At 63.9% G+C, this 26,065-nt stretch carries 24 protein-coding genes; 6 read left to right on the top strand and 18 right to left on the bottom strand.

Going from position 1 to position 26,065, the window contains the following annotated elements:
• Window positions 1–2: 2 nt before the first annotated feature.
• From KBX18_RS01020 to KBX18_RS01000, 5 genes are all read right to left on the bottom strand, one after another.
• Window positions 3–1,064 (bottom strand): ABC transporter substrate-binding protein, encoded by a 1,062-nt coding sequence (locus KBX18_RS01020; protein WP_255994468.1) that lies wholly within the window; start codon window positions 1,062–1,064, stop codon window positions 3–5.
• Window positions 1,065–1,097: 33 nt separating this feature from the next.
• Complete coding sequence (locus tag KBX18_RS01015; RefSeq protein WP_255994467.1) at window positions 1,098–2,078, bottom strand: ABC transporter ATP-binding protein; 981 nt, start codon at window positions 2,076–2,078, stop codon at window positions 1,098–1,100.
• 166 nt (window positions 2,079–2,244) lie between these two features.
• Window positions 2,245–2,853 carry a trans-aconitate 2-methyltransferase gene (locus KBX18_RS01010; protein WP_255994466.1) on the bottom strand — a complete coding sequence of 203 codons (609 nt, stop codon included), beginning with the start codon at window positions 2,851–2,853 and terminating at the stop codon, window positions 2,245–2,247.
• A 6-nt stretch (window positions 2,854–2,859) separates the two neighbouring features.
• On the bottom strand, window positions 2,860–3,192 hold the full coding sequence (locus KBX18_RS01005; protein WP_255994465.1) for a DUF3017 domain-containing protein: 333 nt from the start codon (window positions 3,190–3,192) through the stop codon (window positions 2,860–2,862).
• 94 nt (window positions 3,193–3,286) lie between these two features.
• Window positions 3,287–4,156, bottom strand: a complete 870-nt coding sequence (locus tag KBX18_RS01000) for a bifunctional methylenetetrahydrofolate dehydrogenase/methenyltetrahydrofolate cyclohydrolase (protein WP_305082851.1) — start codon at window positions 4,154–4,156, stop codon at window positions 3,287–3,289.
• Window positions 4,157–4,183: 27 nt separating this feature from the next.
• Between KBX18_RS01000 and KBX18_RS00995 the strand changes: the two genes are divergently transcribed.
• Window positions 4,184–4,645, top strand: coding sequence for a tRNA (cytidine(34)-2'-O)-methyltransferase (locus tag KBX18_RS00995; RefSeq protein ID WP_255994463.1), 462 nt, complete (start codon window positions 4,184–4,186; stop codon window positions 4,643–4,645).
• On the opposite strand, the gene KBX18_RS00990 is transcribed toward KBX18_RS00995, so the two are convergent.
• The 4 genes from KBX18_RS00990 to KBX18_RS00975 all read right to left on the bottom strand — a co-directional run bounded on the left by KBX18_RS00990 (window position 4,603) and on the right by KBX18_RS00975 (window position 11,430).
• Window positions 4,603–5,958, bottom strand: a complete 1,356-nt coding sequence (locus tag KBX18_RS00990; RefSeq protein WP_255994462.1) for a PH domain-containing protein — start codon at window positions 5,956–5,958, stop codon at window positions 4,603–4,605. The genes KBX18_RS00995 and KBX18_RS00990 overlap by 43 nt on opposite strands.
• Window positions 5,955–6,404, bottom strand: a complete 450-nt coding sequence (locus KBX18_RS00985) for a PH domain-containing protein (RefSeq protein WP_255994574.1) — start codon at window positions 6,402–6,404, stop codon at window positions 5,955–5,957. The genes KBX18_RS00990 and KBX18_RS00985 overlap by 4 nt, the downstream gene beginning before the upstream one ends.
• A 97-nt stretch (window positions 6,405–6,501) precedes the next feature.
• The gene (locus tag KBX18_RS00980) at window positions 6,502–7,938 is read right to left on the bottom strand and encodes a cytochrome b/b6 domain-containing protein (RefSeq protein ID WP_255994461.1); all 1,437 of its coding nucleotides are present in this window, start codon (window positions 7,936–7,938) and stop codon (window positions 6,502–6,504) included.
• A gap of 267 nt (window positions 7,939–8,205) precedes the next feature.
• The gene (locus tag KBX18_RS00975) at window positions 8,206–11,430 is read right to left on the bottom strand and encodes an error-prone DNA polymerase (protein WP_255994573.1); all 3,225 of its coding nucleotides are present in this window, start codon (window positions 11,428–11,430) and stop codon (window positions 8,206–8,208) included.
• A gap of 200 nt (window positions 11,431–11,630) precedes the next feature.
• Here KBX18_RS00975 and KBX18_RS00970 point away from each other — a divergent pair, with 200 nt between their 5' ends.
• Genes KBX18_RS00970 through KBX18_RS00960 form a run of 3 tightly spaced genes read left to right on the top strand, consistent with a single transcriptional unit; the run spans window position 11,631 to window position 14,272 of the window.
• Window positions 11,631–12,527: a MetQ/NlpA family ABC transporter substrate-binding protein gene (locus KBX18_RS00970; protein ID WP_255994460.1), complete on the top strand. Its 897-nt coding sequence runs from the start codon at window positions 11,631–11,633 to the stop codon at window positions 12,525–12,527.
• Complete coding sequence (locus KBX18_RS00965; RefSeq protein ID WP_255994459.1) at window positions 12,527–13,591, top strand: methionine ABC transporter ATP-binding protein; 1,065 nt, start codon at window positions 12,527–12,529, stop codon at window positions 13,589–13,591. The genes KBX18_RS00970 and KBX18_RS00965 overlap by 1 nt, the downstream gene beginning before the upstream one ends.
• Window positions 13,592–14,272 carry a methionine ABC transporter permease gene (locus KBX18_RS00960; RefSeq protein WP_255994458.1) on the top strand — a complete coding sequence of 227 codons (681 nt, stop codon included), beginning with the start codon at window positions 13,592–13,594 and terminating at the stop codon, window positions 14,270–14,272.
• Here the strand turns inward: KBX18_RS00960 and KBX18_RS00955 are convergent.
• The 5 genes from KBX18_RS00955 to KBX18_RS00935 form a co-directional block, all read right to left on the bottom strand.
• On the bottom strand, window positions 14,259–15,179 hold the full coding sequence (locus tag KBX18_RS00955; protein WP_255994457.1) for a sucrase ferredoxin: 921 nt from the start codon (window positions 15,177–15,179) through the stop codon (window positions 14,259–14,261). The genes KBX18_RS00960 and KBX18_RS00955 overlap by 14 nt on opposite strands.
• Window positions 15,180–15,205: 26 nt before the next feature.
• Window positions 15,206–16,771 (bottom strand): DNA polymerase Y family protein, encoded by a 1,566-nt coding sequence (locus tag KBX18_RS00950; RefSeq protein ID WP_255994456.1) that lies wholly within the window; start codon window positions 16,769–16,771, stop codon window positions 15,206–15,208.
• Entirely contained in the window at window positions 16,772–17,557 is a 786-nt protein-coding gene (locus tag KBX18_RS00945; protein WP_255994455.1) for a hypothetical protein, read from the bottom strand.
• A gap of 227 nt (window positions 17,558–17,784) precedes the next feature.
• Window positions 17,785–18,447, bottom strand: coding sequence for a response regulator transcription factor (locus tag KBX18_RS00940; protein ID WP_005286508.1), 663 nt, complete (start codon window positions 18,445–18,447; stop codon window positions 17,785–17,787).
• A gap of 34 nt (window positions 18,448–18,481) precedes the next feature.
• The gene (locus KBX18_RS00935; protein WP_255994454.1) at window positions 18,482–19,708 is read right to left on the bottom strand and encodes an ATP-binding protein; all 1,227 of its coding nucleotides are present in this window, start codon (window positions 19,706–19,708) and stop codon (window positions 18,482–18,484) included.
• A 112-nt stretch (window positions 19,709–19,820) separates the two neighbouring features.
• Between KBX18_RS00935 and KBX18_RS00930 the strand changes: the two genes are divergently transcribed.
• The gene (locus KBX18_RS00930; RefSeq protein WP_255994453.1) at window positions 19,821–20,957 is read left to right on the top strand and encodes a PspC domain-containing protein; all 1,137 of its coding nucleotides are present in this window, start codon (window positions 19,821–19,823) and stop codon (window positions 20,955–20,957) included.
• Between the two features lie 134 nt (window positions 20,958–21,091).
• Here the strand turns inward: KBX18_RS00930 and guaA are convergent, their stop codons facing one another.
• The gene (guaA, locus tag KBX18_RS00925; protein ID WP_255994452.1) at window positions 21,092–22,684 is read right to left on the bottom strand and encodes a glutamine-hydrolyzing GMP synthase; all 1,593 of its coding nucleotides are present in this window, start codon (window positions 22,682–22,684) and stop codon (window positions 21,092–21,094) included.
• Window positions 22,685–22,803: 119 nt separating this feature from the next.
• On the opposite strand from guaA, the gene KBX18_RS00920 reads away from it, so the two are divergent.
• Window positions 22,804–23,490 (top strand): metal-dependent transcriptional regulator, encoded by a 687-nt coding sequence (locus KBX18_RS00920; RefSeq protein ID WP_255994451.1) that lies wholly within the window; start codon window positions 22,804–22,806, stop codon window positions 23,488–23,490.
• Here KBX18_RS00920 and KBX18_RS00915 read toward each other — a convergent pair.
• From KBX18_RS00915 to KBX18_RS00905, 3 genes are read right to left on the bottom strand one after another with little or no spacing between them, the layout of a single operon-like run.
• The gene (locus KBX18_RS00915; RefSeq protein WP_255994450.1) at window positions 23,440–24,339 is read right to left on the bottom strand and encodes a metal ABC transporter permease; all 900 of its coding nucleotides are present in this window, start codon (window positions 24,337–24,339) and stop codon (window positions 23,440–23,442) included. The two genes, KBX18_RS00920 and KBX18_RS00915, sit on opposite strands and share 51 nt — an antisense overlap.
• A complete protein-coding gene (locus tag KBX18_RS00910) occupies window positions 24,336–25,109 on the bottom strand; it encodes a metal ABC transporter ATP-binding protein (protein ID WP_255994449.1) in 774 nt (257 codons plus the stop codon). The genes KBX18_RS00915 and KBX18_RS00910 overlap by 4 nt, the downstream gene beginning before the upstream one ends.
• 8 nt (window positions 25,110–25,117) lie before the next feature.
• A complete protein-coding gene (locus KBX18_RS00905; protein WP_255994572.1) occupies window positions 25,118–25,996 on the bottom strand; it encodes a metal ABC transporter substrate-binding protein in 879 nt (292 codons plus the stop codon).
• Window positions 25,997–26,065: the final 69 nt, after the last annotated feature.

The following is a 26,065-nucleotide window of genomic DNA, read 5'->3' as shown; positions in this document are numbered from 1 at the left end:
ACCTAGGAGAGGTAGCGCTCAGCGAATTTGTCACGGAGATCCTTCGATTCAGAGGAAATTGCAGACCAATCGTCGGAGATTTGATCAATCTCGTCGAGCTTCGGGCCGTTCTTCGGATCCACGTTCTTGTTAGCCGGAATCATGTTCTTGGAAGCAGAAATTTGCTGCGCTTCCTCGGAGAACATGAAGTCGACAAACGCCTTTGCTGCGTCCATGTTGTCGGAAGACTTCATGATCATGACCGGGCGAGGGGTCACCGTGGTACCGGAGGACGGGATGATGACCTCAATCGGCTCACCCTTGTCCTTAGCGGAGTAAGCCGAGTAGTCCACGCCGCCGAGGACAATGCCCTTGGAACCAGAGGTGACCTGGTCAAGAGCCGGGCCGTTGGCGCCTTGAACGATCATGCCGTTGTCAAAGAGATTGTCAAAGAGTTCCCAGGTTTTGTCTTCGCCCCACTGGGACACCATGGCGGCAATCAGGTCAGCCGCGGTGCCAGACTCGCGAGGATCCGGCATGATCACCTGGTCCTTGTACTTCTCGTCAGCGAGATCCTCCCAGTCCTTGGGCATGTCAGTGACTACACCGGTGTTGGCAACCAGAGCCAAAGCAGAGCCGTCACGACCATGGAACGTGTCGTCGGATGCGTTCCAATCAGCGTTCGCGGAGTCGATATTCTCCGGCTTGTACTCCTCTAGTGCGCCGCCTTCAGACTGCTTGTCCGCTGCGCTCCAGGAAGCGAGGTAAACGACATCGGCCTGAGGGTTAGCCTCTTCTGCCTTGATCTTCGCAGTGACTTCACCGGTCGTACCAGCGAAGACGTTGACGGTCACGTCAGTGCGCTCCTGGAACGCTTCCACCAGAGCATCGGTAAGACCCTGCGGGTTTGCCGAGTAGTAGTCGATGGAACCAGACAGCCCGTCCGGCGCCTGCCACTGTTCAGCAGTGGAGGCGGTGTCATCGTTGCCGGTGGATCCAGCATCATCGCTCGATTCAACAGATCCGCAGGCGACCAAGCCGAAAGCGGTACCAATGCCGACGAGTGCAGCAGCAAACTTCTTCATGAAAGCAAACTCCTTGTTGAAAAACGGGAAAATTTAGGAATGCGAGGTGACCGTCAGCAGGACCTGGTCACCTCGGCCGAGGCGGTGCCGCGAGTAAGCCAGCCAGGGATCGGCGGCACCGGGCACCACACAGCGGACCTCGTAGCGTCCACCGGTGTATTGGCTCTCCACCACCTCGCCGATGATGGAGTTCGCCGGTTGCGTGTCCGGTCGCTTTCCATCGAGGGGAGTGACCTCGAGGTCCTCGGGGCGGTTCGCCGGAAGCGTTTCGTGGGTGTTGGTCACACCGACGAAACCGGCGACAAAGTCATCTGCCGGGTGGTCGTACAGCTCGACCGGGTCGGCGAATTGGCGGACGTTGCCAGCATTCATCACGGCGACACGGTCCGACATGGCCAACGCCTCGGACTGGTCGTGCGTGACGTAAATGACGGTCAGGTTCAGCTCGTACGCCAAGCGGGTCAGCTCCGAACGAATCTGTGTGCGAAGAGCGGCGTCTAAGGCGGACAGCGGCTCATCCATGAGCAACAGCTGCGGATCTGAAACAAGTGCGCGCGCAATAGCGACACGCTGCTGTTGGCCACCGGATAATTCGTTCGGACGTTGCTCGGCTTTAGCACCGATGCCCACCATGTCCATTGCACGAGTGACGCGTTCCTCGCGCTCGGCTTTCGAAACCTTCTGGTTACCAGTCGTCAGCGGAAATTCAACGTTCTTGGCCACCGTCATATGCGGCCATAGCGCGAGATCTTGGAACACCATCGACAGGTTGCGTTTGTTTACTGGGACATTGGTGTTGGGACCGAACACTTCGTTGCCTGCAAACTCAATAACTCCGTCGTCCGGTGTCTCAAGTCCACCGATGCACCTCAATAGCGTCGACTTTCCACATCCAGACGGGCCGAGTATTGAGACAAATTCACCTTTCGCGATGTCCAGCGAGGTTTTGTGCAACCCCGTTCCGTCAGCGAACTCGCGGCGCACTCCGCGCAATGAGACGTGCGAACTATCCATACCTGCTCCAGCGTTAAGAACTAACGGTCCTACACTAGGGGTGGCCAATGAAATAAACTATGGATTCGCAGTGAACAGATTATGAAATATCTGAAACCCTCCAGTTAGACCTCAGTGCGTCCGCCAACAGCCCCAGCCAACGCCTGTTGATGACTAGAACCCACTGCTAGGCTCGCACTGCAGTCACAGCAATATGTGCACGCTTCTGTGCGGTGGCAGGACGAGTTTCCACTCTGCTAACCCGAAAGCCTGCGTATTCAATAAGGGATGTGATGTCGTCTTCCGAGTACGCCGTCGCCGGGAAAACTTTGTGAGCGAAGAGCTTTCGGGAATCGGCAAGGAACCCGCCATAAACGAGCACGCCTTCAGGAACGAGAATCCTCGAGAGCGTTTCGAGGGTCGTCAGCATGTCCTCCGGCGTCATGTGGATGAGCGAGTACCACGCCAGCACCCCACCCGCGCTCTCGACGTCCCCTTCGAAACTCTCAATGTCGATCACCGAGTACTCAATGCTTGGATATGCCCTCCGCGCATGATTCACGAACTGAGGAACTAGGTCTATTCCAGCAGCTTGATGCCCCAGACTGTTGAGGTACGCCGTGAGGTGACCAGGACCGCAACCCACATCGAGAATGCTGTTGGTGACGCCTTTGAAACCTTCCGCGATGAACAGACGATCCGCCTCGTCGACAGAATCGATGCTCCCCAATTGATCGATGTACCTGCCCGCCACGTCCGAGTAAGCTTCCTGCGTTTCGCGAGACGTCATATCCATTGCGCTCTAGCTCCCCAACGCATCCACCGACAGCGCCAACCAGAGCAGCAGTGCGCCTGTCGACGCCGAGAATAGCGCGTCGAAACGTCGCGACCGCACCGCCAACAACCCCATCACTTGCGAGTCGCACGTCAAGCGGCACACGGTGAGCCACAGCATAGATACGCCGAGAGTGAATGCCGCCCGGCGCCAGTGCTCTGTCACCGAGAACAGCGAGGCCGCGACGAAACCGAGGACGAACAGCACGATCATTATCTGCTGGACGCGCACGGGCAGCCGGGACAGCGGGGTGCCAATGTCGTGCGGATTATCCAAGCTCGGCGGCGGAGCCGTAGACACCTGCGCTGGAGCGGCCGCTGACGCTGGCGCGGTTGCGGCCCGCCCCGCCGGGTCTACGTTAGGGCACCTTGGGGGGCGTCTTGCTGGGCGTGAGCTACTCGGCGTGGGCAATCCGCTCTGCCCTCTCCACAATGTTGCGCACCAGGAAGGTCCGCGTCATCGGGCCAACACCACCGGGGTTGGGCGACACCCAGCCGGCTTTGTCCCACACGTCGGGGTGGACGTCGCCGGTGGTTTTGCCGTCGACACGCGACACGCCGACATCGAGCACTGCGGCACCGTCTTTAATCATGTCCGCGGTGATCATGTGGGGTTTGCCCGCGGCGGCGATGATGACGTCGGCGCGGCGGGTCTCCGCGGCGAGATCCTTGGTGCCGGTGTGGCAGAGCACGGCGGTCGCGTTGACGTCGCGCTTAGTCAGCATGAGCGAGATCGGGCGGCCAACGGTCACACCGCGACCAATAACGCACACGATGGCACCGTTCAGGTCAACGCCGAAACGCTCCAGAAGAGCCAGCGACCCGTTGGGGGTGCACGGCAGCGGGGCGGGCTCGTTGAGCACGAGGCGGCCAAGGTTGACCGGGTGCAGGCCGTCAGCATCCTTGTCCGGGTCGATCAGTCCCAGCACACGGTTCTCGTCGAGGTGCTTCGGCAACGGCAGTTGCACGATGTAGCCAGTCACTGCGTCATCGTTGTTGAGCTCCTCGATGACAGCGTCGAGCTCATCCTGGGTGCAATCCCCCGGCAGCTCCTTCATGATGGACGCGATGCCCAGCTCCTCGCAGTCCTTGTGCTTCATGCGCACGTAGTTCTGGCTGGCGGGATCCTCACCGACAAGCACCGTGGCCAGGCCCGGCGTCACACCATGCTTCTCCTTCAAGCGAGTTACACGAGCTTGAAGGTCGGCGAAGATTTCTTCGCGGTAGAGTTTTCCGTCCAGTTTGATCGCAGTCACACCCGTCATCTTAGACTGAGCTTTAGACTAAGCGGCGTGCACGTGATCTTCGACAACCCCGTCATCCCCGGCAACACCGGCAACACGATCCGCCTCTGCGCGGGCACCGGGTTCACGCTCCACCTGGTCAAACCGTTGGGCTTCCTGCTGGATGACAAGCATCTGAAACGCTCCGGCCTGGACTACCATGACCTCGCCGACGTGCAGATTCATGAGGACATCGAGTCCTGCTTCGCGTCGCTTATCGACGCACGCATCTTCGCCTTCACCACCCACGCCACCCGCCACTACACAGACGTGGAGTACCGGGACACAGATGCGCTTCTCTTCGGCACAGAGCCGACGGGATTGCCCGAGGAGCACTCCCACCACCCGCGCGTGACAGACCAGTTGCGCATCCCGATGCTGCCCGGGCGCCGGTCGATGAACCTGGCCAACTCGGCTGCCGTGGCCTCCTACGAGGCGTGGCGGCAGTTGGGGTTCCCCGGCGGGGTGTGAGGGGGAAGTTTGCGGGTGCGGAGCTCGTCGATAAGCGCCCAGGCGTCGGACGTAGCGAGGTCGCGCGCGCACATCTTCACGGTGCCGGGGACAAGCTCGAAGCGCACGTGCGCCAGGTTGAGACGGCGCTGAATCGGGCCCTGGCGGAACGTGATTTCTTGGATGTGCGGCACTTCGATGAATGCGAAGCGGCGGCTCAGCAGGCCGTACCTCGTGGTCGCCATGGGGATGCCGCCCATGAGGTCGAGGGAGACGGCTTGGTGGGACGCGTCAATTGGCGATGGGATCCGTGCGCGCTTCGGCGAGCGGAGATCCCAGTCGGGTTCTGTGATGTGCGTGCGGGTGAGCGGGCTGATCGCCTCGATGAGCGCGACCGCTTGCTCGTACGAACCGACGGGAAGCAGCCGCGACGTGCCGGACTGCTTATTCGACTCGCGGCCGTAACCGGCGATGTTGACGGTGACCGACCACCACCCGAAGATGCGCCACAGCACCGGCTGGGACAGTCCGATCGCGTGGATCCGATCCAGCGGCACTGCTTGGCGGCGGCGGTTGGCTAGGCCGTAGCTCAAGTTCACAACGTCGCCGTCCAGCGTCGCGGTGTAGCGCCATGACTGGTCGATCTGCCGCCAGATCTGCGGGATGAACCCGGCCAGGACCGGGAGGATGACCGCCAGGGTGAGCTCCGTGAAGATCGGAATGAACGACCATGCGACCGTGAACACCGTGGTCAGACGCAGTGCCGCGCCGGCGAGCGAGCGCGCGACCGGAATCGGTTCAACGAGATAAGCGCCCGCAGTCTGTGTGAGCGTGTCCAGCTGCTCGTCGGTGCCCTGCTGCGCGATCTTTCGCAGTAGTTCCGTGCGGACATTCTCTGCTTCCGTGCGGGGCAGGTAGCCGATCTCGATGGCAGAGTTGGACCCTCCGGCTGCCTCGACGCGCACAGCCGCAAGGCCGATAAGGCGCGGGGCGAGCGGCTCGACAACGTCGACAGCTTGGATACGGTCGTACCGCGCCGCGCGCACCTTGGTGGAGATGACGCCCCGTGTTAGCTCCACCTCATCTGTGCCGAGACGGAAACCCGTGCGGTACCACCACACCTGTGAACCGAGAAAGACCACAAGCATCGCCACCCCTGCCCCGCCGGCGACCTGCCCGACGGTGGCCCACGTCAGGTCCCGCTCACGCAACGCATCAGCCACGAACGTGAAGAAATTGAACACGATCAGCGTGACAATCGCCGCCACGCCAGCCCACACACGCAGCAGCGGAGTCAGACGGTGGACGCGGCGGTACTGCGGGGCGGTATTCACAGCCCGCTCATTCGTTCACGAGCTTGGACCGCGAGACGCTCACGCAGCGCATCGGCTTCCTCGGCGGGTAGCCCCGGAATGGTCGCGTCCGTTGTAGCAGAGGCCGTGTGCAGCGCTAACTCTTTAAGCCCCAGCGGACGCGTGAATGGGCCGGTGCTGACATCGACATACTGGATCCGGCCGTACGGCACCACTGTGAAATTCTGGGTGATTTTGCCTTTGGTGATCAGCAGCTCATTGTCTGTCTCTAACCAGCCGGTATTGCGCACCCGCAACGGAATCATGATCAGCTGAAAGACATACCAGAGGCCGATGGCGGCAGCACCCCACCACCACACGCCGCCAAGCTGGTGCTGGGCGAGGCCGAAGCTGCCAGCTAGGACCGCAGCCCAGATCGTCTGCGAGATATAGCGCGCGGTGATGAGCTTTCGGCTCACCGGATTCATGCCACTGACATCAGTAGGCATCTGTGCTGGCTGGTTCAGGTGCGAACGGCGGCGATCCGGCGATTCTGCTTCGTGGGCGCCCTGCATGCGGTTCAGCCTAGCGTGCGGTGACCTCACCGAAGCGCCGGGCAAGCGGTGCGAGCGTCGCCGGACGAGCCGCCACCCACGCCGCCGCGACCACCGCCAGCGACACCAGGAAGATGATCAAGCCCGTCCAGTTCCCCGCGTACTCCGTCGGGTCCGTCGAGCCTTGCGCCGCGTACATGTGGTTGAGGTTGCGCAGCGCGCCAGTAGCCAAGACCAGCCCGACGTGAATCACGATGAACACCACGAAGTAGATCATCACCGGGAAGTGCATCGCCCGCGCCGCTTGCGCAGGGAAGACCTTGTTCCATCGGGCCGAGTTGGCCGGCCAGAAGCTACTCATGCGCACACCCGACAGGATCGCCAGCGGTGCCGCCACGAACACTGTGATGAAGTACGCCAGCTGCTGCAGGCCGTTGTAGTGGACCCAGCCGTTTTCCGTGGGCCAGTTCAAGGACAGATACTGCAGCCCGGCCGAGACCGCATTCGGGAAAACACCCCAGCTGGTCGGCACAATCCGCATCCACTGCCCCGTTACAAACAGCAGCACACCGAACACCAGCCCGTTGACCACCCACAAGATATCGAGCACCTGGTGGAACCACAGCGTCAAACTGATCTTCCGCCCGCCCTTCTTCGGCCGCCAGTACGCTTCAGGGCGGCGCTCGGTGCGGATCTGCATGCCCGTCCGGATGATCAGCACCATCAAGAACATGTTGAAAAAGTGCGACCAGTTCAGCCACGCGGGAATGCCCACCGGCGCGCTCTCCGGCATCGGTGCATAACCGGGGTACTTCTCCACGAACTCCTGGCCCGTCTCCGTATCCAGGAACGCTCGGGCGCCCCCGACACCCAGTGCAAGCAACACCAGTGCGACCACCGCAGCGATCCACACCCAGCGCCTCCGCTTATCGACGCCCCGCGCCACCGTCATCCCCCCACCACTCTTCTCCCCGGCGGGTGTGGTGGGAGCAGTTTTGGCTGCAGCCGGTGCGGCTGCCGGCGGTTTCGGTGCAGCAGCCGGGGGTTTCGGTGCAGCAGCAGCTGGTGCCGCAGCGGGCGGTTTCGGTGCAGCAGGTGCTGCAGGTGTTGTAGGCGCAGCGGGCGGTTTCGGTGCAGCAGGTGCCGCCGGTGGTACCGCCGCAGCAGGAGGCTGTGGCGCGACAGGTGCCGCTGGTGCAGCTGGCACCGCTGGGGGCTTCGGCGCTGCGGGAGCCGCTGGTGCCGCTGCCGGAGGTTTCGGAGCTGCAGGTGTTGTAGGCGCAGCGGACGGTTTCGGTGCAGCAGCCGGGGGTTTCGGCGCTCCGGGAGCAGCCGGTGCAGCCGGTGCAGCCGGTGCAGCCGGTGCAGCCGGTGCAGCCGGCGCGCTTGGGGCGGCCGGGGGTTTGGGCGCTGCAGGAACGTTGGCGTTCGGAGTGTCGCCCGCTTTGGGGATGTTGTTTCCAGTCATTACAGAATCAGACTATCCAACCTCGAGGGGTGCTCTGAATTTAAGTCGCTCTGGGTGGCCTTTAGATTCACACTCCCCTCTTGCAGGATCGGCCTTGGAATACTGTTGGCGGTTTTCCGGAATACTGCTCACGCAAACGTGCAGGTCAAAAGCATGCGTTTCGGTTGATATTGCCGAGCAGTATTCCACCCCAGAATCGAGCAGTATTCCGGTCTGGCTCTACCCCGACTGACTGCCTCCCCCGGCGCCCACCTGGCACCTGCCCCGCTAGTGGAAGTCACGCGCCCCACGGGCGAGCCAGTCGCCCATCTCCAGCGGCTCGAATTTGTCGGCGATGATGCTCACCGCGCCGGTGGCGTTTTCCACTATGCCGCGAATGATCAGTGCTTTGGCGGTGCGGGCAAGCACTTTCTGGCGGTTCCACAGCCCGACGGGAATGACCACGTTCATCAGCCCGGTTTCGTCCTCCAGACCCATGAAGGTCACCCCACCGGCGGTGACGGGGCGCTGTCTGTGGGTGATCACGCCGGCGATGCGCACGCGGGTGCCGTCCTCAACACTCATGAGGTCCGCGGCGGCGACGACCCCGTTGGCGCCTAGCGCCCCGCGCAGCATCTCCATCGGCATCAAGCCGGGAGTGACACCGGTGGCGGCAACGTCGGCAGCCATGAGCTCGAAGGCGTTCATGCCGGGCAGTGCCGGTGCCGAGATCGCAGAAAGCCCAGGAAGCATCCCGTCTCGCTCGGTGGCGGCAACGCCTGCCTGCCACAGTGCTTGCCTGCGGTCCACCCCGAAACAGTCCAGCGCGCTAGCTCGCGCTAAAGCCTCGACGTGCTCGACCGACAAGTCAGCCCGGCGCGACAGGTCAGGAATGCCGGTGAACGGCTGGGCAGCTTCGATCCGCTCAGCGGCCTTGTCACCTAGCCCCTTGATCAGGTTCATGCCTACCCGGATGGCAGGATCCGCACCCGAAACAGCATCCACAACGCAGCGCGCTTCGCACCCAGAGTCGTTCACGCTGACCGGCAGCACGTCAATGCCGTGGCGGCGCGCGTCCTGGATGAGCGACTGCGGCGAGTAGAACCCCATCGGCTGCGCGCGCAGCAGGCCCACGCAGAACTGCGCCGGGTAGTAGCGCTTGAACCAGGCGGAAAAGTACACCAGCGACGCGAACGATTGGGAGTGGGACTCCGGGAAACCGTAGGCGGCAAACGCGACGATCTTCTGCCAGAGCCTGTCGGCGACGGCACTGTCGATGCCGTTCGTCTCACGGCAGCCGTCGAAAAAGCGCTGCCGCAGCGCCTCCATCTTCGCCGGTGACCGCTTCGACCCCATGGCGCGGCGCAGAGAGTCGGCTTCGGCGCCGGTGAAGCCTGCGGCGTCGACAGCAATTTGCATGAGCTGCTCTTGGAACAGCGGAATGCCCAGCGTCCGGCCGAGGGATTTCTCCAGCACCGGGTGATCGAAGTCGATTGGCTCGCGCCCGTCGCGGCGACGTAGGTAGGGGTGCACCGATCCGCCCTGAATCGGGCCGGGGCGGATCAGGGCGACCTCCACCACCAGGTCGAAGAACTCGCGCGGTTTCAGCCGCGGCAGCGTGTTCATCTGGGCGCGGGACTCCACCTGGAAGACTCCGACGGCGTCGGCGCGGGCGAGCATGTCGTACACGGAAGCGTCGTCAAGCGGAAGCTCCCACAAGCGCACCTCGCGGCCTGTGGTCTCGCGCACGAGGTCGATCATGTGGTGCAGCGCCTCGAGCATGCCCAGGCCGAGCAGGTCGAACTTGACCAAGCCTGCGGACGCGCAATCGTCCTTGTCCCACTGCACCACCGACCGGTCCTCCATGCGGGCCCATTCGACGGGCACGACATCGGCAATCGGGCGGTCGCAAATGACCATGCCGCCGGAGTGGATGCCCAGGTGGCGGGGTTGGCCGCGCAATTGCTCGGCTAGCGAAGAGACAAGACTCGGCGGTTCTGAGAGCCCCTTTGACCAGGCATCTGCCGCACCCTGCGGGTATCCGAGCGCGCGGGCGGCGTCGCGCACCGCACCCTTTGACCGGTACGTGATCACGTTGGCCACCTGCGCGGCGTTGTCGCGGCCGTAGGTGCGGTAGACGTACTGGATTGCTTCCTCGCGGCGGCCGGATTCGATATCAATGTCAATGTCCGGCGGCCCGTCGCGGTCCGGCGAGAGGAACCGCTCGAACAGCAGCTGCGCCGAAATCGGCTCCACATTAGTGATCCCCAGGGCGAAGCAGACCGCCGAGTTCGCCGCCGACCCGCGCCCCTGGCACAGGATGTCGGACTCGCGGCAGAAGTCCACAATGTCGTTGACGATGAGAAAGTAGCCCGGAAACCCCAGCTGCTCGATGACGTTCAGTTCGTGCTCGATCTGTGTGCACGCCCGCTCACGCACGTCAGCGGGACGCGAGGCGTAGCGCTCCTCGCCGCGGACACGCACGAGATGGCGCAGCCAGCTCATTTCGTCGTGGCCGTCGGGCGTGGGAAAGAGCGGCAGTTGCGGCGCGACAAGGTTGAGTGTGAACGCGCACTCGGCCGCCAGATCGACGGTGGCTGCGAGCATGTCCGCGCACCCCGGTGCCATCGCGAGCAGCTGCTCGCCGCTGCGCAGCCAGTTCGCGCCCATTGGGTGCAGGTCGCAGTACGCAACGCCCATTGCTTGACGACGCGCCAGCGACCTCTTCGCCCCCGCCAACCGCGCCCCCTGGCGCGTAGCCGCCCCGGGTGCCGCACTGATGATCGCGGGGACGTGCGGGTATGCACGCAACGCCTCGTTATGGTCGGCGTCTTCGGGGAGCATGGTGGCAGTGAATTCGCGCACAACCCGGTCGGGGCCGAAGTATTCGATCAAATCATCGATACGGTCCGCCCACTGCCAGCTGGCCAGGACGGTGCACGTCCCGGCAAGCTCATCGGCAATCACCGGCAGGGGCGGATAGAGGACTGTGTCTTTCTCCCCCGTTGCCATGTGGGCGGCGGCCATGAGGTGCGACAGGCGGCGGTAGCCTTCGGGGCCGCGGGCGATGACGGACAGCGGAATCACCGAGTCATCGCCTGGGCCGCCATCGTCACGCGGGAGCGACAGCTCCGCACCGAAGACTGTGGGCATGCCCACTTCTGCCGCTGCCTCAGCGAATTTGACCGCGCCGTAAAAACCGTCCCGGTCCAGCAGGCCGACTGCCGATAGGCCCAGTTCTTGCGCCCGGGCCACGATCTCTTCCGGCTCGCTCGCACCGCCGGTGTCACTGAGGAAACTGTAGGTGGACACGGCGTGCAGCTCGGCGAACGGGACGGCAGGTGCACGGCGGGGCGCGGTGCCTGCCGACCCATCCCCCGGCGCGGCGCCGCCTTCTGCTTCGGATCCCTCTGGCGCATAGACCGCCCCGGCGGGCGTGCCCGTGTGGTTGACGGGCACAGGAGTAGGCCCGGGGCGGCCGGAGAGGATCCTCTCCAGCCGCGACCAGGACATTCTCTCGCCGCCATGGAAACGCACGCCCCCAGAATAATCACGGTCGAAACTTTGTTCCAATCAGCAACGGGCGCGGGGCCGTATCCAGTGCCGGCATAGCAATGGTTGGTGTGAACCCAAACTAGACTAAGCGGTCCGTTAGGTGTTAGATTTTCGAAGTCACATCTGACCACCCCTAGCAAGAAAGTGCAGGAAAAGATATGCGCTTCAACCGCATCATCGCGACCGCCGCAGCCTCCGTTCTGGCGGCAACCGGCCTGGTCGCATGCTCTGACGAGTCGGCTGACAACGCAGCCGGCAAGAACAACGGCGGCGACGATCAGGTTGTCCGGATCGGCACCACCGACTCCGACCAGAAGGCTTGGTCTGTCTTCATGGAGCTGGCTGAGAAGGAGGGCATCACCCTCGAGCTCACCCCGTTCACCGAGTACCCGCCGGTCAACCCGGCGCTGGCTCAGGACCAGATCGACATCAACAAGTTCCAGCACATCCTGTACCTGGCTGAGTACAACGCCTCCTCCGGCGACGACCTGAAGATCGTCGGCTCCGGCGAAATCAACACCCTGGGTCTGTTCTGGAAGGACCACGACAGCCTCGACGACATCGAGGGCCAGAAAGTCGCCATCCCGAACGACCCGTCCAACCAGGGCCGCGCCATCAACGTGCTGGTCCAGGCTGACCTGGTCAAGGTCAAGGACGGTGCTGACACGCTGAACCCGACCCCGGCCGACATCGACAAGGATGCCTCCAAGGTTGAGGTCACCCCGGTCGACGCGTCCCAGACCCCGACCGTCTACAACCAGGGCGACCCGGCCGTGATCAACAACACCTGGTTGGGCCGCGCCGGCATCGACGCATCCACGGCCGTCTTCGCAGACGACCCGAACTCTGAGCTGGCGGAGCCGTACATCAACATCTTCGCTGTCCGCGCAGACGACGTCGACAACGCGACCTACGACAAGCTCGTGGAGATCTGGCAGTCCGACGAGGTCACCGAGGCTCTGAACGAGGACTCCAACGGCACCGCTGTCCAGGTGGAGAAGACCAAGGAGGAGCTCGACGAGATCCTCAAGCGCCTGGAAGAGGACTTCAAGTAATGGCACCCACCGGCACCCGGATTGAGTTCCGGAACGTCCACAAGACGTTCCGCTCCAAGAAGGGCGGGGCGGATGTCGTCGCACTCGACAACGTCAACCTCACCGTTGAACCCGGTGAGATCTTGGGCGTCATCGGATATTCGGGTGCCGGCAAGTCCACGCTCGTGCGCATGATCAACGGGCTGGACACCCCGTCTTCCGGTGAGATTCTGCTGGACGGCACCAACATTGTCGGCATACCGGGCAAGCAGTTGCGCGACGTGCGCCGCAACATCGGCATGATCTTCCAGCAGTTCAACCTGCTCACCTCGCTCACTGCGGCAGGCAATGTTGAGTACCCGCTGAAAATGACGGACATGAGCAAGTCCGAGCGCGCCGCCCGCGTGCAGGAACTACTCGAGTTCGTCGGCCTGGGTGAGCGCGGCAAGAACTACCCGGAGCAGCTGTCCGGCGGCCAGAAGCAGCGCGTCGGCATCGCCCGTGCGCTTGCCACGGATCCCTCGCTTTTGCTTGCCGACGAGGCCACCTCCGCCCTCGACCCCGAAACCACCCAGGAAGTCCTGGAACTGTTGCGGGTGATCAACCAGCGCACCGGGATCACCATCGTCGTGATCACCCACGAGATGGACGTCATCCGCGCCATCGCGGACAAGGTCGCTGTCATGGAGGCCGGCAAGGTCGTCGAATACGGCCCTGTCTACGACGTGTTTTCCAATCCGAAGACGCACGTGGCGCAGCGGTTTGTGTCGACGTCGTTGCGCAACACTCCGTCGAAAAGCGAAGAGCGCGAACTCTTGGGCGGCGACGGCCGACTGTTCACCGTCGACTTGTCGTCGAACTCCGGGTTCTTCTCCGCGGCCGCGAAGCTGCAGGAGCAGGGCGTGGGGCTCGATGTCGTGCACGGCAGCGTGACCACCCTGCAGGAACAGTCCTTCGGCAAAATGACGGTGCGCCTGACCGGCGACAACCGCGCCATCGAGGAGTTCTACCGCAGAATGCAGGAGACCACCACCATTCACGAGATCACCGGCAATACCACTGCTGAGATTGGGGAGGAGAAGTAAATGACTGAGCAGATCCTCGCCCAAATGGACTGGGACCGCCTCGGCCCCACCTACTTCCAGGCCATCCAGGACACGCTGTTCATGGTGATCATCACCATGCTCGTCGGCGGGTTCTTCGGCCTGATCATCGGCATGTTCCTCTACACCACCCGCGCTGGCGGTGTGCTGGAGAACCGGTTTGTCTACTGGACGCTGAACATCCTGGTGAACTTCTTCCGCCCCATCCCGTTCATCATCATGATCGCCATGCTTTACTCCGTGACTCTGTCGGTGGTAGGCACGACGATCGGACGCGGGGCGGCCACATTCGTCATGTGCGTGACCGCGACGTTCACCGTGGCGCGCATCGTGGAGCAGAACCTCGTCGCCATCGATCCCGGCGTGATTGAAGCAGCCCGCGCGATGGGTGCTGGCCCATGGCGCATCATCCGCACCGTGATCGTCCCGGAGGCACTCGGCCCGCTGATCTTGGGCTTCACCTTCATCTTCATCGCCGTGATCGACATGTCCGCCATGGCCGGCTACATCGGCGGCGGCGGTCTGGGTGACTTCGCTATCGTCTACGGTTACCGCGCGTTTGAGCCGCAGGTGACGTGGCTGGCAGTGATCACCATTGTGGTCATCGTTCAGCTCGCCCAGTTGCTGGGCAACGTGCTGTCGCGGAAGGTCATGCGCCGATAAGTTCGAGCTTTTCGACACCCCAGTACTTACCCGTTTTCGGTTCGTCGCCGCAGGAGGAAATCACTCCTGCGGCTTCGTTTTGTGTAAGGGTGACTGCGAACTGGCGCGGTCCCCGGTGCGTATCGTCGGCAAACACGATTGTGGCTGCACCGTCACCAACGGTTTCGTCCACGAGCGTGAACTGGCCGTAGGCGACATCCTCGCCCTCGTTCTGCAGGTGGGCGGCCACGGCGATCTCGGCGGCCTGCGCCGGCGCCGACAACGTTCCGCGCCCGCGGTTGCCGGGGACGAAGTACTGCGCGCGCATCGCAGCGCCGATCATCGCTTCCGTGGCCTCCAGATTCATCCGCCCGAAGCTGTACCCCCACGGCATGAGCAGCATTGCCGGGGCGAAACGGTGCCCCTTGACATGCGAGGTCTCCCACACGATGTCACCGGTGCGGCGGAACGGATAGCGCCGCTCCAGCTCCATCACCAGCGGGCGCCCCTTCGCGGCACAGCAACGGTCGCGCTTCGCGTGCGTGCACACCAGCAGCAGTGGCGCGATGCGCGTTTGCCCGCCGTTGAGGCCCGGTGCGGAGAAATCCATCTCCAGAAGGTCCTCAACACCATCGACGTGGTGGACCTCCGTGATTCCGACATCTGAAAAGACGGTGTACAGGTGCGGCTTGTCAATGTCGCGCCCCTCCCGCGTGGGGTGACGGATGAGCTGAAGCGAGGCATCGAATTTCTTCAGGTGCGCTTTGAGCTTCGCGGTGAGCTCCTCACCTAAGGTTCCACCGTCGAGAACATCGTGGCTCCAGGGGCCAGGGTGCTCGAACAGGACATAGGTCCCCGCCGTTTTGGCGGTGCCGGGCAGCGGTTCGACTTCGACATCGGAACACATTGGCTGGCGGGGAGCGGGCATACTTCTTAGGGTAGCCTATCTCGCTTTCAGGCATATAAAGCCTCGATCCGCCACTGCTGCTTCGACCACAACAGCAGCCACGCCGCGCACTCACCGCCCGTGGGTTTCTCCCCTACCACCTGCAGGCGAGCGACCTTTTGGGGGTGGTCGCCCCACCACCCTTCGTCCACAGGCCATGGCCCCGCCCAGCCGGTGACCACGTAGCGGTGTTCACCCCATCCCAACGCGTACGGCTCCCCCGTCAGCAGCGCTTCCGCTGTCACACCGATCTGCCGTGCGTCCGCGCTGATCAGCTTCACCCGCGACGCTGGGTGGTCCAGACCGCCGCCGATCCGGGCAGGCAGCGGGGCCAAGATCGCGCCCGGCCACGAGGCAGCCGCTGCGGCACTGGCAGCCTCACTGCCCTGCTCGCCGAAGGGGACGAGGGCGATGCGCTCGGCAACGCCACGGCCCCCGGCGGGGCGGGGCTGTACAACGGCATCAATGCCCAGCGAGGACTGGATCCGCTCGGCGACGCGGCGGGCTTCCCGGGCCGCTTCCTCCGGCCCCGCGGCAGCACCGCCCCAGAGCTGACCGGCCGGTTCAGGTGCCGCGACCTCCAGCGGCTCCAGGATGAGGGAGGCGATCGCGCCCGCTCCCCCGCCGGTGAGCCACCCGTCGAGCTGCCAGCGCACGCGGTCAGCAGTGGCCTCCTCGGTCAGGGCGTCGCGGGTGCGCCAGATGCGTTCAAGGGAGGTACCGTCGCTCAGCTCCGCTTTCACTTTGAGCCGCACGCAGTTCTGCCCAGCGTCAGCAAGCCGCTCGTGCAAGCTGGCGGCCAGCGCGCGGGCGGCGAAGGCGGCGGCATCGACGCGGTCGATCGGATCCTCGGGTGTCACGGACACCGCGAGATCAGACGTGGGCAGCTCCGGGGCGACGCGGCGGTCCGGAGCACCCCGCGCAATCCGGTGGCAGTGCAGCCCCGTCTGGCCGAAACGCGTCGAGATTGCGGTGGCGGGTACGGCAGTGAGATCCCCCAGCGTGCTAATCCCCAGCTGCCCCAGCGACTTCACCGTCTCTGCATCTGCACCGAGCGCCGTCTCCGCTGTGAGCACACGCAACGGCTGGTTGGCCAGGAAGTCCACCGACCCGCCCGGCGGGACCACCGCGCAGGTGCGCGCGGCGACGACGGCCGTGGCGATCTCGTCCGCGATCCCGATGAGCGGGTTGATGCCGGGGCGTGATGCAGCGTCGATAAGCATCTCGGCAGCGCGCTCCTCACCGCCGTGGAACTTGCCTGCAGCCGCAATGTCCACGACGACAAGCCCAGGGCGCAACACCTCGACCGACGAAGCCACATCATCGAAACTGGCCGCGAGCGCAGCGAAGATGCGCCCGTCACGGTCCGGATTGTCGTCGACGACCGTGAGTCCCGGGCACACCGACTGCGCGTGGCGCACCTTCATACCGCGGCGAATGCCCAGCTTGCGGGCGGCGTGCGAAACGACCTTGATGCGGTGCTGGCGCGCGACGGCCAGTGGCTCTGCCAGATCGTCTTCGAGGCATGCAGCCTGCACCGGCCAATCGGGGAACCATATGGCGGCGACGCGCATCTACGTCACCACCTTGAGCGCCGGAGCTGCCGGGGCTGCCACCGTCTCCCGAGCCTGACCGACGGTGACCGTGCCCGATGCCGGATGCGCGCTTTTCGGCTGCGCCCGCACCCGGATATCCAGCCCTGTGATGCGCCCTGTGCCCCGGCCGATCCCCCGGAACTCCTGCACGTCACCAGTGACAGTGAGCGCCGGCGACGGCACCGTCGCGCCGACGAGCATGAGCGCGGCCCGGCCTTTGCGCAGCTTGCCCAGCAGCGGACGCGCCCGCACCGGGGTCAGCTCCACGCGCGCGCGGGTGCGGAAGACCACCAGATCCAGCCCCTCCACCAGCACCCCGGTGATCCCCAACGGGTCCACCCCGGGGTCCGGGACCGCAATGACACGATTCAAACACTCTGGCGGAAGCGCCGCGTACGACAGCTCCGGCCAGCCGACCACGCCGACATACCCGCCCACTTCGGTGATCCGCAGCAGCATCTCCACCACCAGTGCCGGGGTGTCACTCATGTGCGTCACCGCGTGGCGCGGCAGGCCGCCGCCGGGCAGAATATTCTCGAATTGCGTACCGAGTTCCAGGACATCAGCCCTTGCAATGTGGCCAGCATGAGGCCCGCCGAGCTGGTCCGGAACCTCCCCGCCGATCTGCGCCATGCGGGCGCGCAGCTGCGCGATCTGCTCGGTGCGAGCGGAACTGGCGGGACCAGCAGGCGCAGCGGAGCCGGAGGCGGCAGCCAACCCGGCCAGCGCCTCCACATCCACCTTGCGAACACTTGTTCCACTCACGGAGATGATTATGCTCGCCGGGGTAACCAAGGTCAATCGAAAAAGTCGAACATGCTTTCTATGCGGCGGAATGGCCTAGCGACTTCAGACCATGCATGACGCAATCTACTTGAAACCGTTTCGAGTAGGTTTCAAGTAGATTGATCTGCGCAGGTCAGACTAGATACAACGTGTTTCGAGTACGTTTCGAGTAGCTTTCGAGTACCTCGCGAGCGCCAAGCTGATCTTTAGTCCAGCGCGCGTTCCGACGCCCACCGCGTGAGCTGATGCCGGTTCGATGTCTGCGTCTTGCGCAGCACATTCGACGCGTGCGTCTCCACCGTCTTGACGGAAATGAACAGCTCAGACGCGATTTCCTTATACGTGTACCCGCGCGCGAGCAACCGCAGCACCTCGAGCTCGCGCCGCGTCAGCTTATCGACGACCGCCTCATCCTCCCCCGCCTTCTCTGGCTCCCCCGCAGGATCCTCGACTACCCCGCCTGACGCGAACGCATCGAGCACGAAACCGGCCAGCCGCGGCGAGAAGTACGCGTCCCCGCCGTGCACCTGGGTGATCGCTTCGGCCAGCTCAGGCCCGTCGATATTTTTGGTCACGTACCCGCGGGCACCGGCGCGGATCAGCGCAATGACGTCCTCGGCGGCGTCGGAGACGGACAGGGCCAGGTACTGCGGCCCGGGTGCTCGGGTGATCACGGCGAGGCCGCCGCCATCGGGCATGTGAACGTCCAAAAGCACGACGTCAGGCTGGGTGTCCCCGATTCCTGTGACCGCGTCGGCGACCGTGCCGGCGTCACCAACAATCTTAATGCCGGGCGCCGCGCTCAGCTCTGCCCGGACGCCGGAGCGGAAGACCGAGTGGTCGTCGACGAGGAACACCTTGACTGCCATGAACCCGACACTACCCCGCACCGAAGGTGCTGGGTCACGCAGCCAAAGTCAGTGCGACCTCGGTGCCTTTGCCCGGGGCGGTCTTGATTGTCGCTGTGCCCCCGGCGCGCTCCATGCGGCCGGTGATCGAATCGCGAACGCCGTGGCGGTCGGCCGGGATCGCCGCTGGGTCAAACCCAGCGCCGCGGTCGCGGACGAACACGGAGAGCTCACCGGCGAGGTTCTCGGCATACACGTCGATCCCTCCCGCTCCGGAGTGCTTCGCCGCGTTCACCATAGCTTCCCGGGCAGCCAGGACGATGGGCTCGACAGTGTCGTCGAACGCTGTGTCCTCCCCAACTGTGACAGGGCGGATGGTCACGTTGAACAGGTCCTCGACTTCTCCGGCGGCGGTGTTGATCGCGGCGAAGAAGGTAGCCGGCGTGGGTGGCGCGGCAGCAGTCGGCGCGGGTTCGGGATTGGTGGTGTGGGTGGTCCAGCCGGGGGCGGAAGAAGCGTCGTAAAGCCATGCCCTCAGCTCGCGTTCCTGGCGGCGCGCAAGGCGGGCGACTTCCTCGGAGTCGCTGGCGCGCTTCTGGATGAGCGCGAGCGTCTGCAGCACGGAATCATGCAGGTGAGCGGCGATGTCGGCACGCTGCGCGGCGACCGCCTTATCTTGGCGCTCCTCCACGAGCGAACGGAACAGACGCGCAATGAGCGGCACCACGAGAATGCCCACCCCGAGCACCGCCACCAGTACAGCCACAACCACGCCCATAATCCCGCCGCGATCCCCCATGAGCGCGATGACAATGACACCGCCCATGACCAGCACACCGCCAACAAGCAGGGACGCAATCGAACCGGCGGTGCGCATGCCACGGTCGTACGCGCGCCAGGCCAGCACCGCACCGACCGCGACCATGACCACCACCGCCACGAACGCGCCGTTACCGGGATCACCCACCGCAGATGTCGACATCGACCACAGCACAAACGCCACCCCGACCAACAGCAGGTTGAAAACCCCTCCGATCTGCTTGCTGTCCACGACAGGCCGCTCCGGTGCGCCCAGCGGGGTGAAGATCCACAAAGCGGCGTACAGGATGATGCCCAGCCCGCCAAGGAGGGAGGAGAGGGAGAGGAAAAGGCGGATGTAGGTGACGTCGACAAGCAAATGCGCAGACAACCCCGCCGCGACACCAGCAATGACCCGGTGCTCCTGCTCGCGCACAAAGCGCGGGTAGGGCCGGGGCGGCTCGGGGGCGTAGTGCTGGGGCATGCTGTACATCATGGCACGCGGCGTGCGGCAGGGAATCAGGACAAACCCTGAACCTGTGATTTCAGGGTGAATCCCGATACCGCTTTCACCCAGTACTTCGCATACTGAAACCATGAACGAGACACTGAAACTGATGTGGGACACCCGCCCACCGCGGATCCCGAAGAAACAAGGCGGAGACGCCATGGTCGCCGGCATCTGCGAAGGAATCGGCGTCCGCTACCACATCGACCCCACCCTCGTGCGCGTTGCGTTCGCCGCGCTGTCACTCGCGTTCGGTGTGGGGCTGTTCGTCTACACCCTGTGCGGTTTCCTCATGCCGCGCTTCGGCTTATCGACGTCCCCCGCCCAAGCCATTTCAACCCCCACACGTCAGCTCGACGCCGTGGAGGTTAAAGAGCGCGACACCGGCTGGGGCCTACTGGTCCTGCTGTTCCTCTTCTTCCCGACGATCAGCGCGTGGACCTGGGCCGAAGCAACCGCCTCCGCGCTCGCCGGGCTAGCCCTTTCCGCGCTCGCATGGTGGGTGCTCTACCGCCGCCTCCCAGAGCCGCCCCCGGGGGTGATCGCACAACCGAAGAAGCTGGAGGGCAGCCAGCCTGAGTCTGGGGGGCCTGGTTTTGGGGGGCCTGGTTTTGGGGATCCGGAGCCCCAGCCAGCCACGACTCCGGCGAGCCACCTTGTCACCAGTGGATTCACCGCTCCGGAAGGTTATCCGCACCCGGCCCACGGGCATACGAGGCCGCCGTCGTGGGACCCGTTAGGAACTGTTCCGGAACTGTGGCACTTGCCCGACCCCGGATACGAACCGCCGCAGCAGCCGAGCGCGAAGAGAAACCGGCCACTGTGGGTGTGGATTCCCGTAGCTTTATTGCTCACCATTGCGACATTCGTGGCGATGGCGGCCGCAAGCGAGATCCGCAACCGCGACTGGTCCCGCTTCGGACAAACGGTCATCGTCTTCCCTGACGCAGATGGCATCCACCCGGTTAATACCTACGTTGGTGAACTCACCGTGGACCTCACCGACCTGCAGCCGCTGAAGGAACCAGTGACTCTCGACATCAACCAGAAAGTCGGTTCGATCGAAGTGCTCATGCCCGACGAGAAAGTCCACGCTCGTGTGAACTGCGATATCGATGTCGGTGACACGGCCTGCCCGCCAGAGGAAATCCACGGCGATGGCGAACTGTTGACCATCAACATCCACCAGAACGTGGGCTCGATTCAGGTCGCGTGGGCGAAGTAGACCAAACCCCAAGATCTCGATTACATCACCGCGTCAAACACGCGATAAAAGCCCTGGTCGATTTTGATTGACGGGGCAAAAATGCAATCGAGATCTTAAGACTGGCCTCGTCGGGTGAGCGGCGAGGCCGCTCACTACTCCCACTCGATGGTTCCCGGCGGCTTAGACGTGATGTCCACAACCACGCGGTTGACGTCTTCGACCTCGTTGGTGATGCGGGTGGAGATGGTTTCCATCACCTCATACGGGACACGGACCCAGTCCGCGGTCATCGCGTCTTCGGAGGTGACGGGGCGCAACACGATCGGGTGGCCGTAGGTGCGGCCGTCGCCTTGGACGCCGACGGAGCGGACATCTGCAAGCAAGACGACAGGGCACTGCCAGATCTGGTCGTCGAGGCCGGCGCGGGTGAGCTCCTCGCGGGCGATGGCATCGGCGGCGCGGAGAGTTTCCAGGCGCTCAGCGGTGACCTCGCCGACGATGCGGATACCTAGACCCGGGCCCGGGAAGGGCTGGCGGTTCACAATCACATCCGGTAGGCCCAGCTCGCGGCCCACGGCGCGGACCTCGTCCTTGAACAGGGTGCGGAGGGGCTCGACAAGCTCGAACTCAACGTCGTCCGGCAGACCACCGACGTTGTGGTGGCTCTTGATGTTCGCGGTACCCGTGCCGCCGCCGGATTCGACAACGTCCGGGTACAAGGTGCCCTGCACTAGGAAGCCGACATCTTGCCCCTCAAGGACACCGGCCACGGCCCGCTCAAAGGAACGGATGAACTCCGCACCAATGGCCTTGCGCTTCGCTTCCGGATCAGTCACACCAGCGAGCTTGCCCAAGAAGGCTTCGCGCTCGTCGACAGTGACCAAACGGGCACCGGTTGCAGCGACAAAGTCCGTCTCCACCTGTTCGCGTTCCCCCTGACGCAGCAGACCGTGATCAACGAACACGCACGTCAAACGGTCGCCAATGGCGCGCTGCACCAGGGCTGCAGCAACGGCGGAGTCCACGCCGCCGGACAGACCGCAGATGGCGTGGCCGTCGGGGCCGATCTGCTCCGAGATGGCGTCGATAAGCTGGTCGGCGATGTTGGACGCCGTCCACGTTTGCTCAAGGCCTGCGATCTCGGTGAGGAAGCGGGTGAGCACCTGCTGGCCGTGCGGCGAGTGCATTACCTCCGGGTGGTACTGCACACCGGCCATGCACAGGTCCACGTTCTCGAAAGCGGCGACGGGTGCGCCCTCAGTCGCAGCTGTGACATCGAAACCGTCGGGCGCCTTCGTCACAGAGTCGCCGTGGCTCATCCACACCGGGTGCTGCTCGTTCAGGCCGGAATGGAGGACGCCGCCGCGCACGTCCATGTTCGTGCGGCCGTACTCGCGCGAGCCGGTCTTGGCCACGGTGCCGCCGAGAGCCTGCGTCATCACCTGGAAGCCGTAGCAAATGCCGAACGTGGGCAGGCCCAGCTTGAAGATCTCCGGGTCGAGCTGGGGTGCACCGGCCTCATACACCGACGACGGGCCGCCGGACAGCACGAGCGCCACCGGGTCTTTCGCCTTGAGTTCATCCGCCGTGATCGTGTGCGGAACGACCTCGGAGTAGATGCGGGCCTCGCGCACGCGGCGGGCGATGAGCTGCGCGTACTGCGCGCCGAAGTCGACGACAAGGACCGGGCGCGGGTGGGCGTTTGCGGGCGGGGTCTGCTCTGGTGCGTTCGCGGAGGTAGTCACGGTTTCAGAGTCTAACTCATGGCCTGAATAGACCGAACAGTCGCAACTGTGCAGGGTGAATTGCGGGTTCAGGGCGACGTCGATAAGCATGCTCCCGGAAGATAAGTAGAGTTGAACGCATGTCGGTGAGCGAATTATCCACCTCGACCCAGAACTATTTGAAGGTCATCTGGAGTCTCACGGAATGGTCGACGGAACCCGTCACGGCGACCCTGATTTCGAAGCAGACGGGGCTGCGGATGTCGTCGGTCTCGGATGCTGTGCGCAAGCTCGCCGCACAGGAGTTGATCGTGCACGCCCCCTACGGCTCGGTGGAATTGACCGAGAAGGGCCACGGATACGCAGTGGACATGATTCGGCGCCACCGGCTCATCGAGACGTTCTTGGTGGAGACTCTCGGGTACACGTGGGACGAAGTGCACGACGAAGCGGAGCACTTGGAGCACGCAGTCTCTGACTACCTGGTGGACAGGCTAGACAAGCTGCTCGGCCATCCCACCCGCGACCCGCACGGGGATCCGATCCCGGCCGCCGACGGTACGGTGCCCGTTTTGGACGCGCGCCGCCTCACGGATGCTGGGGTGGGCGCCGGCGCAGCGGGGACGACGGTCACTGTCGAGCGGATCTCCGATTCGGACCCGACCCTGCTGAAGTTTTTCGAGGAGAACGGCATCGTTGTCGGTGCCGTCCTCACGGTCTCAGAAGGTGCGCCGTTTTCCGAGTCGCTAGATGTGAAGGTGGACGGGGCAAAGAACTCAGTTCCGCTCGGCCGCACCGCTTCCGGCGCGCTGTTCGTCTCCAGTTAGACGCGCCGTTCCGCCCCGGAGCGCACGCGCTGTGACGATCCCCTGGCGCGGGCTGAACAGGTACACCAGCAGGAATGCGACCCCCTGCGCCATGACCACGAGTCCGCCAGGCGAAGCGTCGAGGTAATAGCTCGCGTACAGCCCCACGACAGAGCATACGGTGGCCACCGCAGGGGCGATCAGCAGCATGCGGCCAAAACTGTCGGTCAGCAGGGATGCGGTCGCGCCCGGAATGATCAGCATCGCCACCACGAGGATCACCCCGACGGCCTGCAACCCCACCACGCAAGTGAGCGCGAGCAGGGCGAGCAACACTGCCCCAATCAGCTTCGGCCGCAAACCAATCGCGTGAGCATGCACGGGATCGAAAGCGAAAAGCGTGAAATCGCGGCGCTTGAGCACGAGCACAGCCAGCGTGGCCACGCCCAAAACGAAGATCTGTACAAGATCAGCTTTGGAGACGCCGAGCAGGTTGCCGAAGATAATGTGGTTGAGGTCGGTCTGCGAGGGCGTGACGGATATGAGCACGAGCCCGAACGCGAAGAGCGTGGTGAAGACGATTCCGATCGCAGCGTCTTCTTTGACCCGGCTCGTATCACGCACAACACCGATCAATCCCACAGCGAGGAAGCCGAAGACCACTGCCCCGAGAGCGAAGGGAACGCCCGCGATATACGCCAGCACCACGCCGGGGAACACCGCGTGGGACACGGCATCGCCCATCAGCGACCAGCCGACGAGGACCAGCCAGCACGACAGCACCGCGCACACGATGGAGGAAATCAGGCTCGTGGCGAACGCGCGGACCATGAAGTCGTAGGCGAACGGGTCGAAGAGAAAAGAGATCATCGTTTCATCACATCCAGTCCGAAGGCAGCGGCGAGATTATCGGGTTGCAGGACATCCTTGGGCGAGCCGTGCATGAGCACATGCCGGTTGAGCAGCATCGCTTCATCAGCCAAATCGGGCAACGTGGGGAGGTCGTGCGTCGACACAAAGACGGTGGCGCCGCCGTCAGCAAGCTCGCGAAACAGCCGGGTCATTGTCGCTTCGCTGCGCTTATCGACGCCCGCAAAAGGCTCGTCCAGCAGCATGATCCTCGCCCCCTGGGCAATGCACCGGGCAACAAAGGCGCGTTTCCGCTGGCCGCCCGAAAGCTGACCGATCTGACGGGCGGCGAAATCTGTGAGCTCCACACGCTCGAGTGCATGGTCAACGGCTTCGATGTCAGCCCGGCGAGGCCGGCGGGTGAAACCGAGTTGTCCGTAGCGGCCCATCATGACCACATCCCATACGCTGACCGGGAAATCCCAGTCCACTGCCTCGCGCTGAGGAACGTACCCGAGCACACCGGTGCGGCGGGCGACAGCGGGGTCATCTCCGTTCACGGCGACGGTCCCTGAATCTGGCCGAGTCTGCCCCATAATCGTTTTGAAAAGCGTAGATTTCCCGGATCCATTCATTCCGACGAGTCCGCACACGCGTCCCGGCGCGATCTCGAGGGACGCGCCGTCGAGCGCGAGCACGCTCCCATAGTGAACGGTGACATCGCGCACGGATATCGCGGGAGTCGCGTTCGACGGCACGGCCGCCGCGGGTGTTGACGTTTCCTGTTGCATCGCGACGCCTACTTCTTACCCGTCAACGCCTGCGTGATCACGTCGGCGTCGTGCTTGATCAAGTCGACGTAGGTCGGAACCGGACCGTCTTTCTCCGAAAGGGAGTCGACGTACAGGGTGCCGCCGTAGGTGGCATCGGTCGCGTCAACCACCTGCTGCATCGGTGCGTCCGAGACCGTGGATTCGCAGAACACGGCCGGCACGTCGTTTTCCTTGACGAATTCGATGGCGCGGGTGATCTGCTGCGGGGTTGCCTCATTCTCGGAGTTCACGGCCCAAAGGAACCGTTCCTCTAAACCAGCGTCGCGTGCCATGTAGGAGAATGCGCCTTCACACGTCACCAGTGCGCGATGTTGCTCAGGCAAGTTCGCCAACTCGTTGACCATGCCGTCCTGGACCTCTTGCAGCTGCTTTTTGTACTGCTCGCCGTTCTGCGTGAAGTCCTCAGCATGGTCCGGATCGAGTTCGTTGAAGGCGGCGACCATATTGTCCACGTACTTCTCCACCTCAACCGGACTCATCCACGCGTGCGGGTTCGGTTTGCCTGCGCCCTCGTCCTCGGTGATGTCGATCGGGTCCACGCCGTCGCTGACGGTGACGTGGGGCGCGTCGACTCCCTCGACGAATTGCGCGAACCAGTTCTCCAAGTTCAGCCCGTTATCCAGAATGAGGTCGGCATCGGACGCGCGGCGGATATCAGCCGGCGTGGGCTCGTAGCCGTGGATCTCCGCCCCCGGCTTCGTCAAAGACTCCACGGTCAAGTGCTCCCCCGCGACATTCTGGGCGATGTCCTGGATCACGGTGAAGGTGGTCAGCACTTTCGGCTTTCCACCGTCCCCGCGATCCTCCTCCGGGGCGCACGCTGTGAGCGCCCCCGCAAGAACCATCGCCATCATCGCGGCTGCCGCCACAAACAGCGCTGATCGTGACGCCTGATTTTCCGACCGAACCATTGA

This window comes from Corynebacterium sp. CCUG 69979, from assembly GCF_024454095.1.
GTDB lineage: Bacteria > Actinomycetota > Actinomycetes > Mycobacteriales > Mycobacteriaceae > Corynebacterium > Corynebacterium genitalium.
Note: the sequence above shows the minus strand (reverse complement) of the source record. Positions and strands in the feature narration are given on the sequence as shown.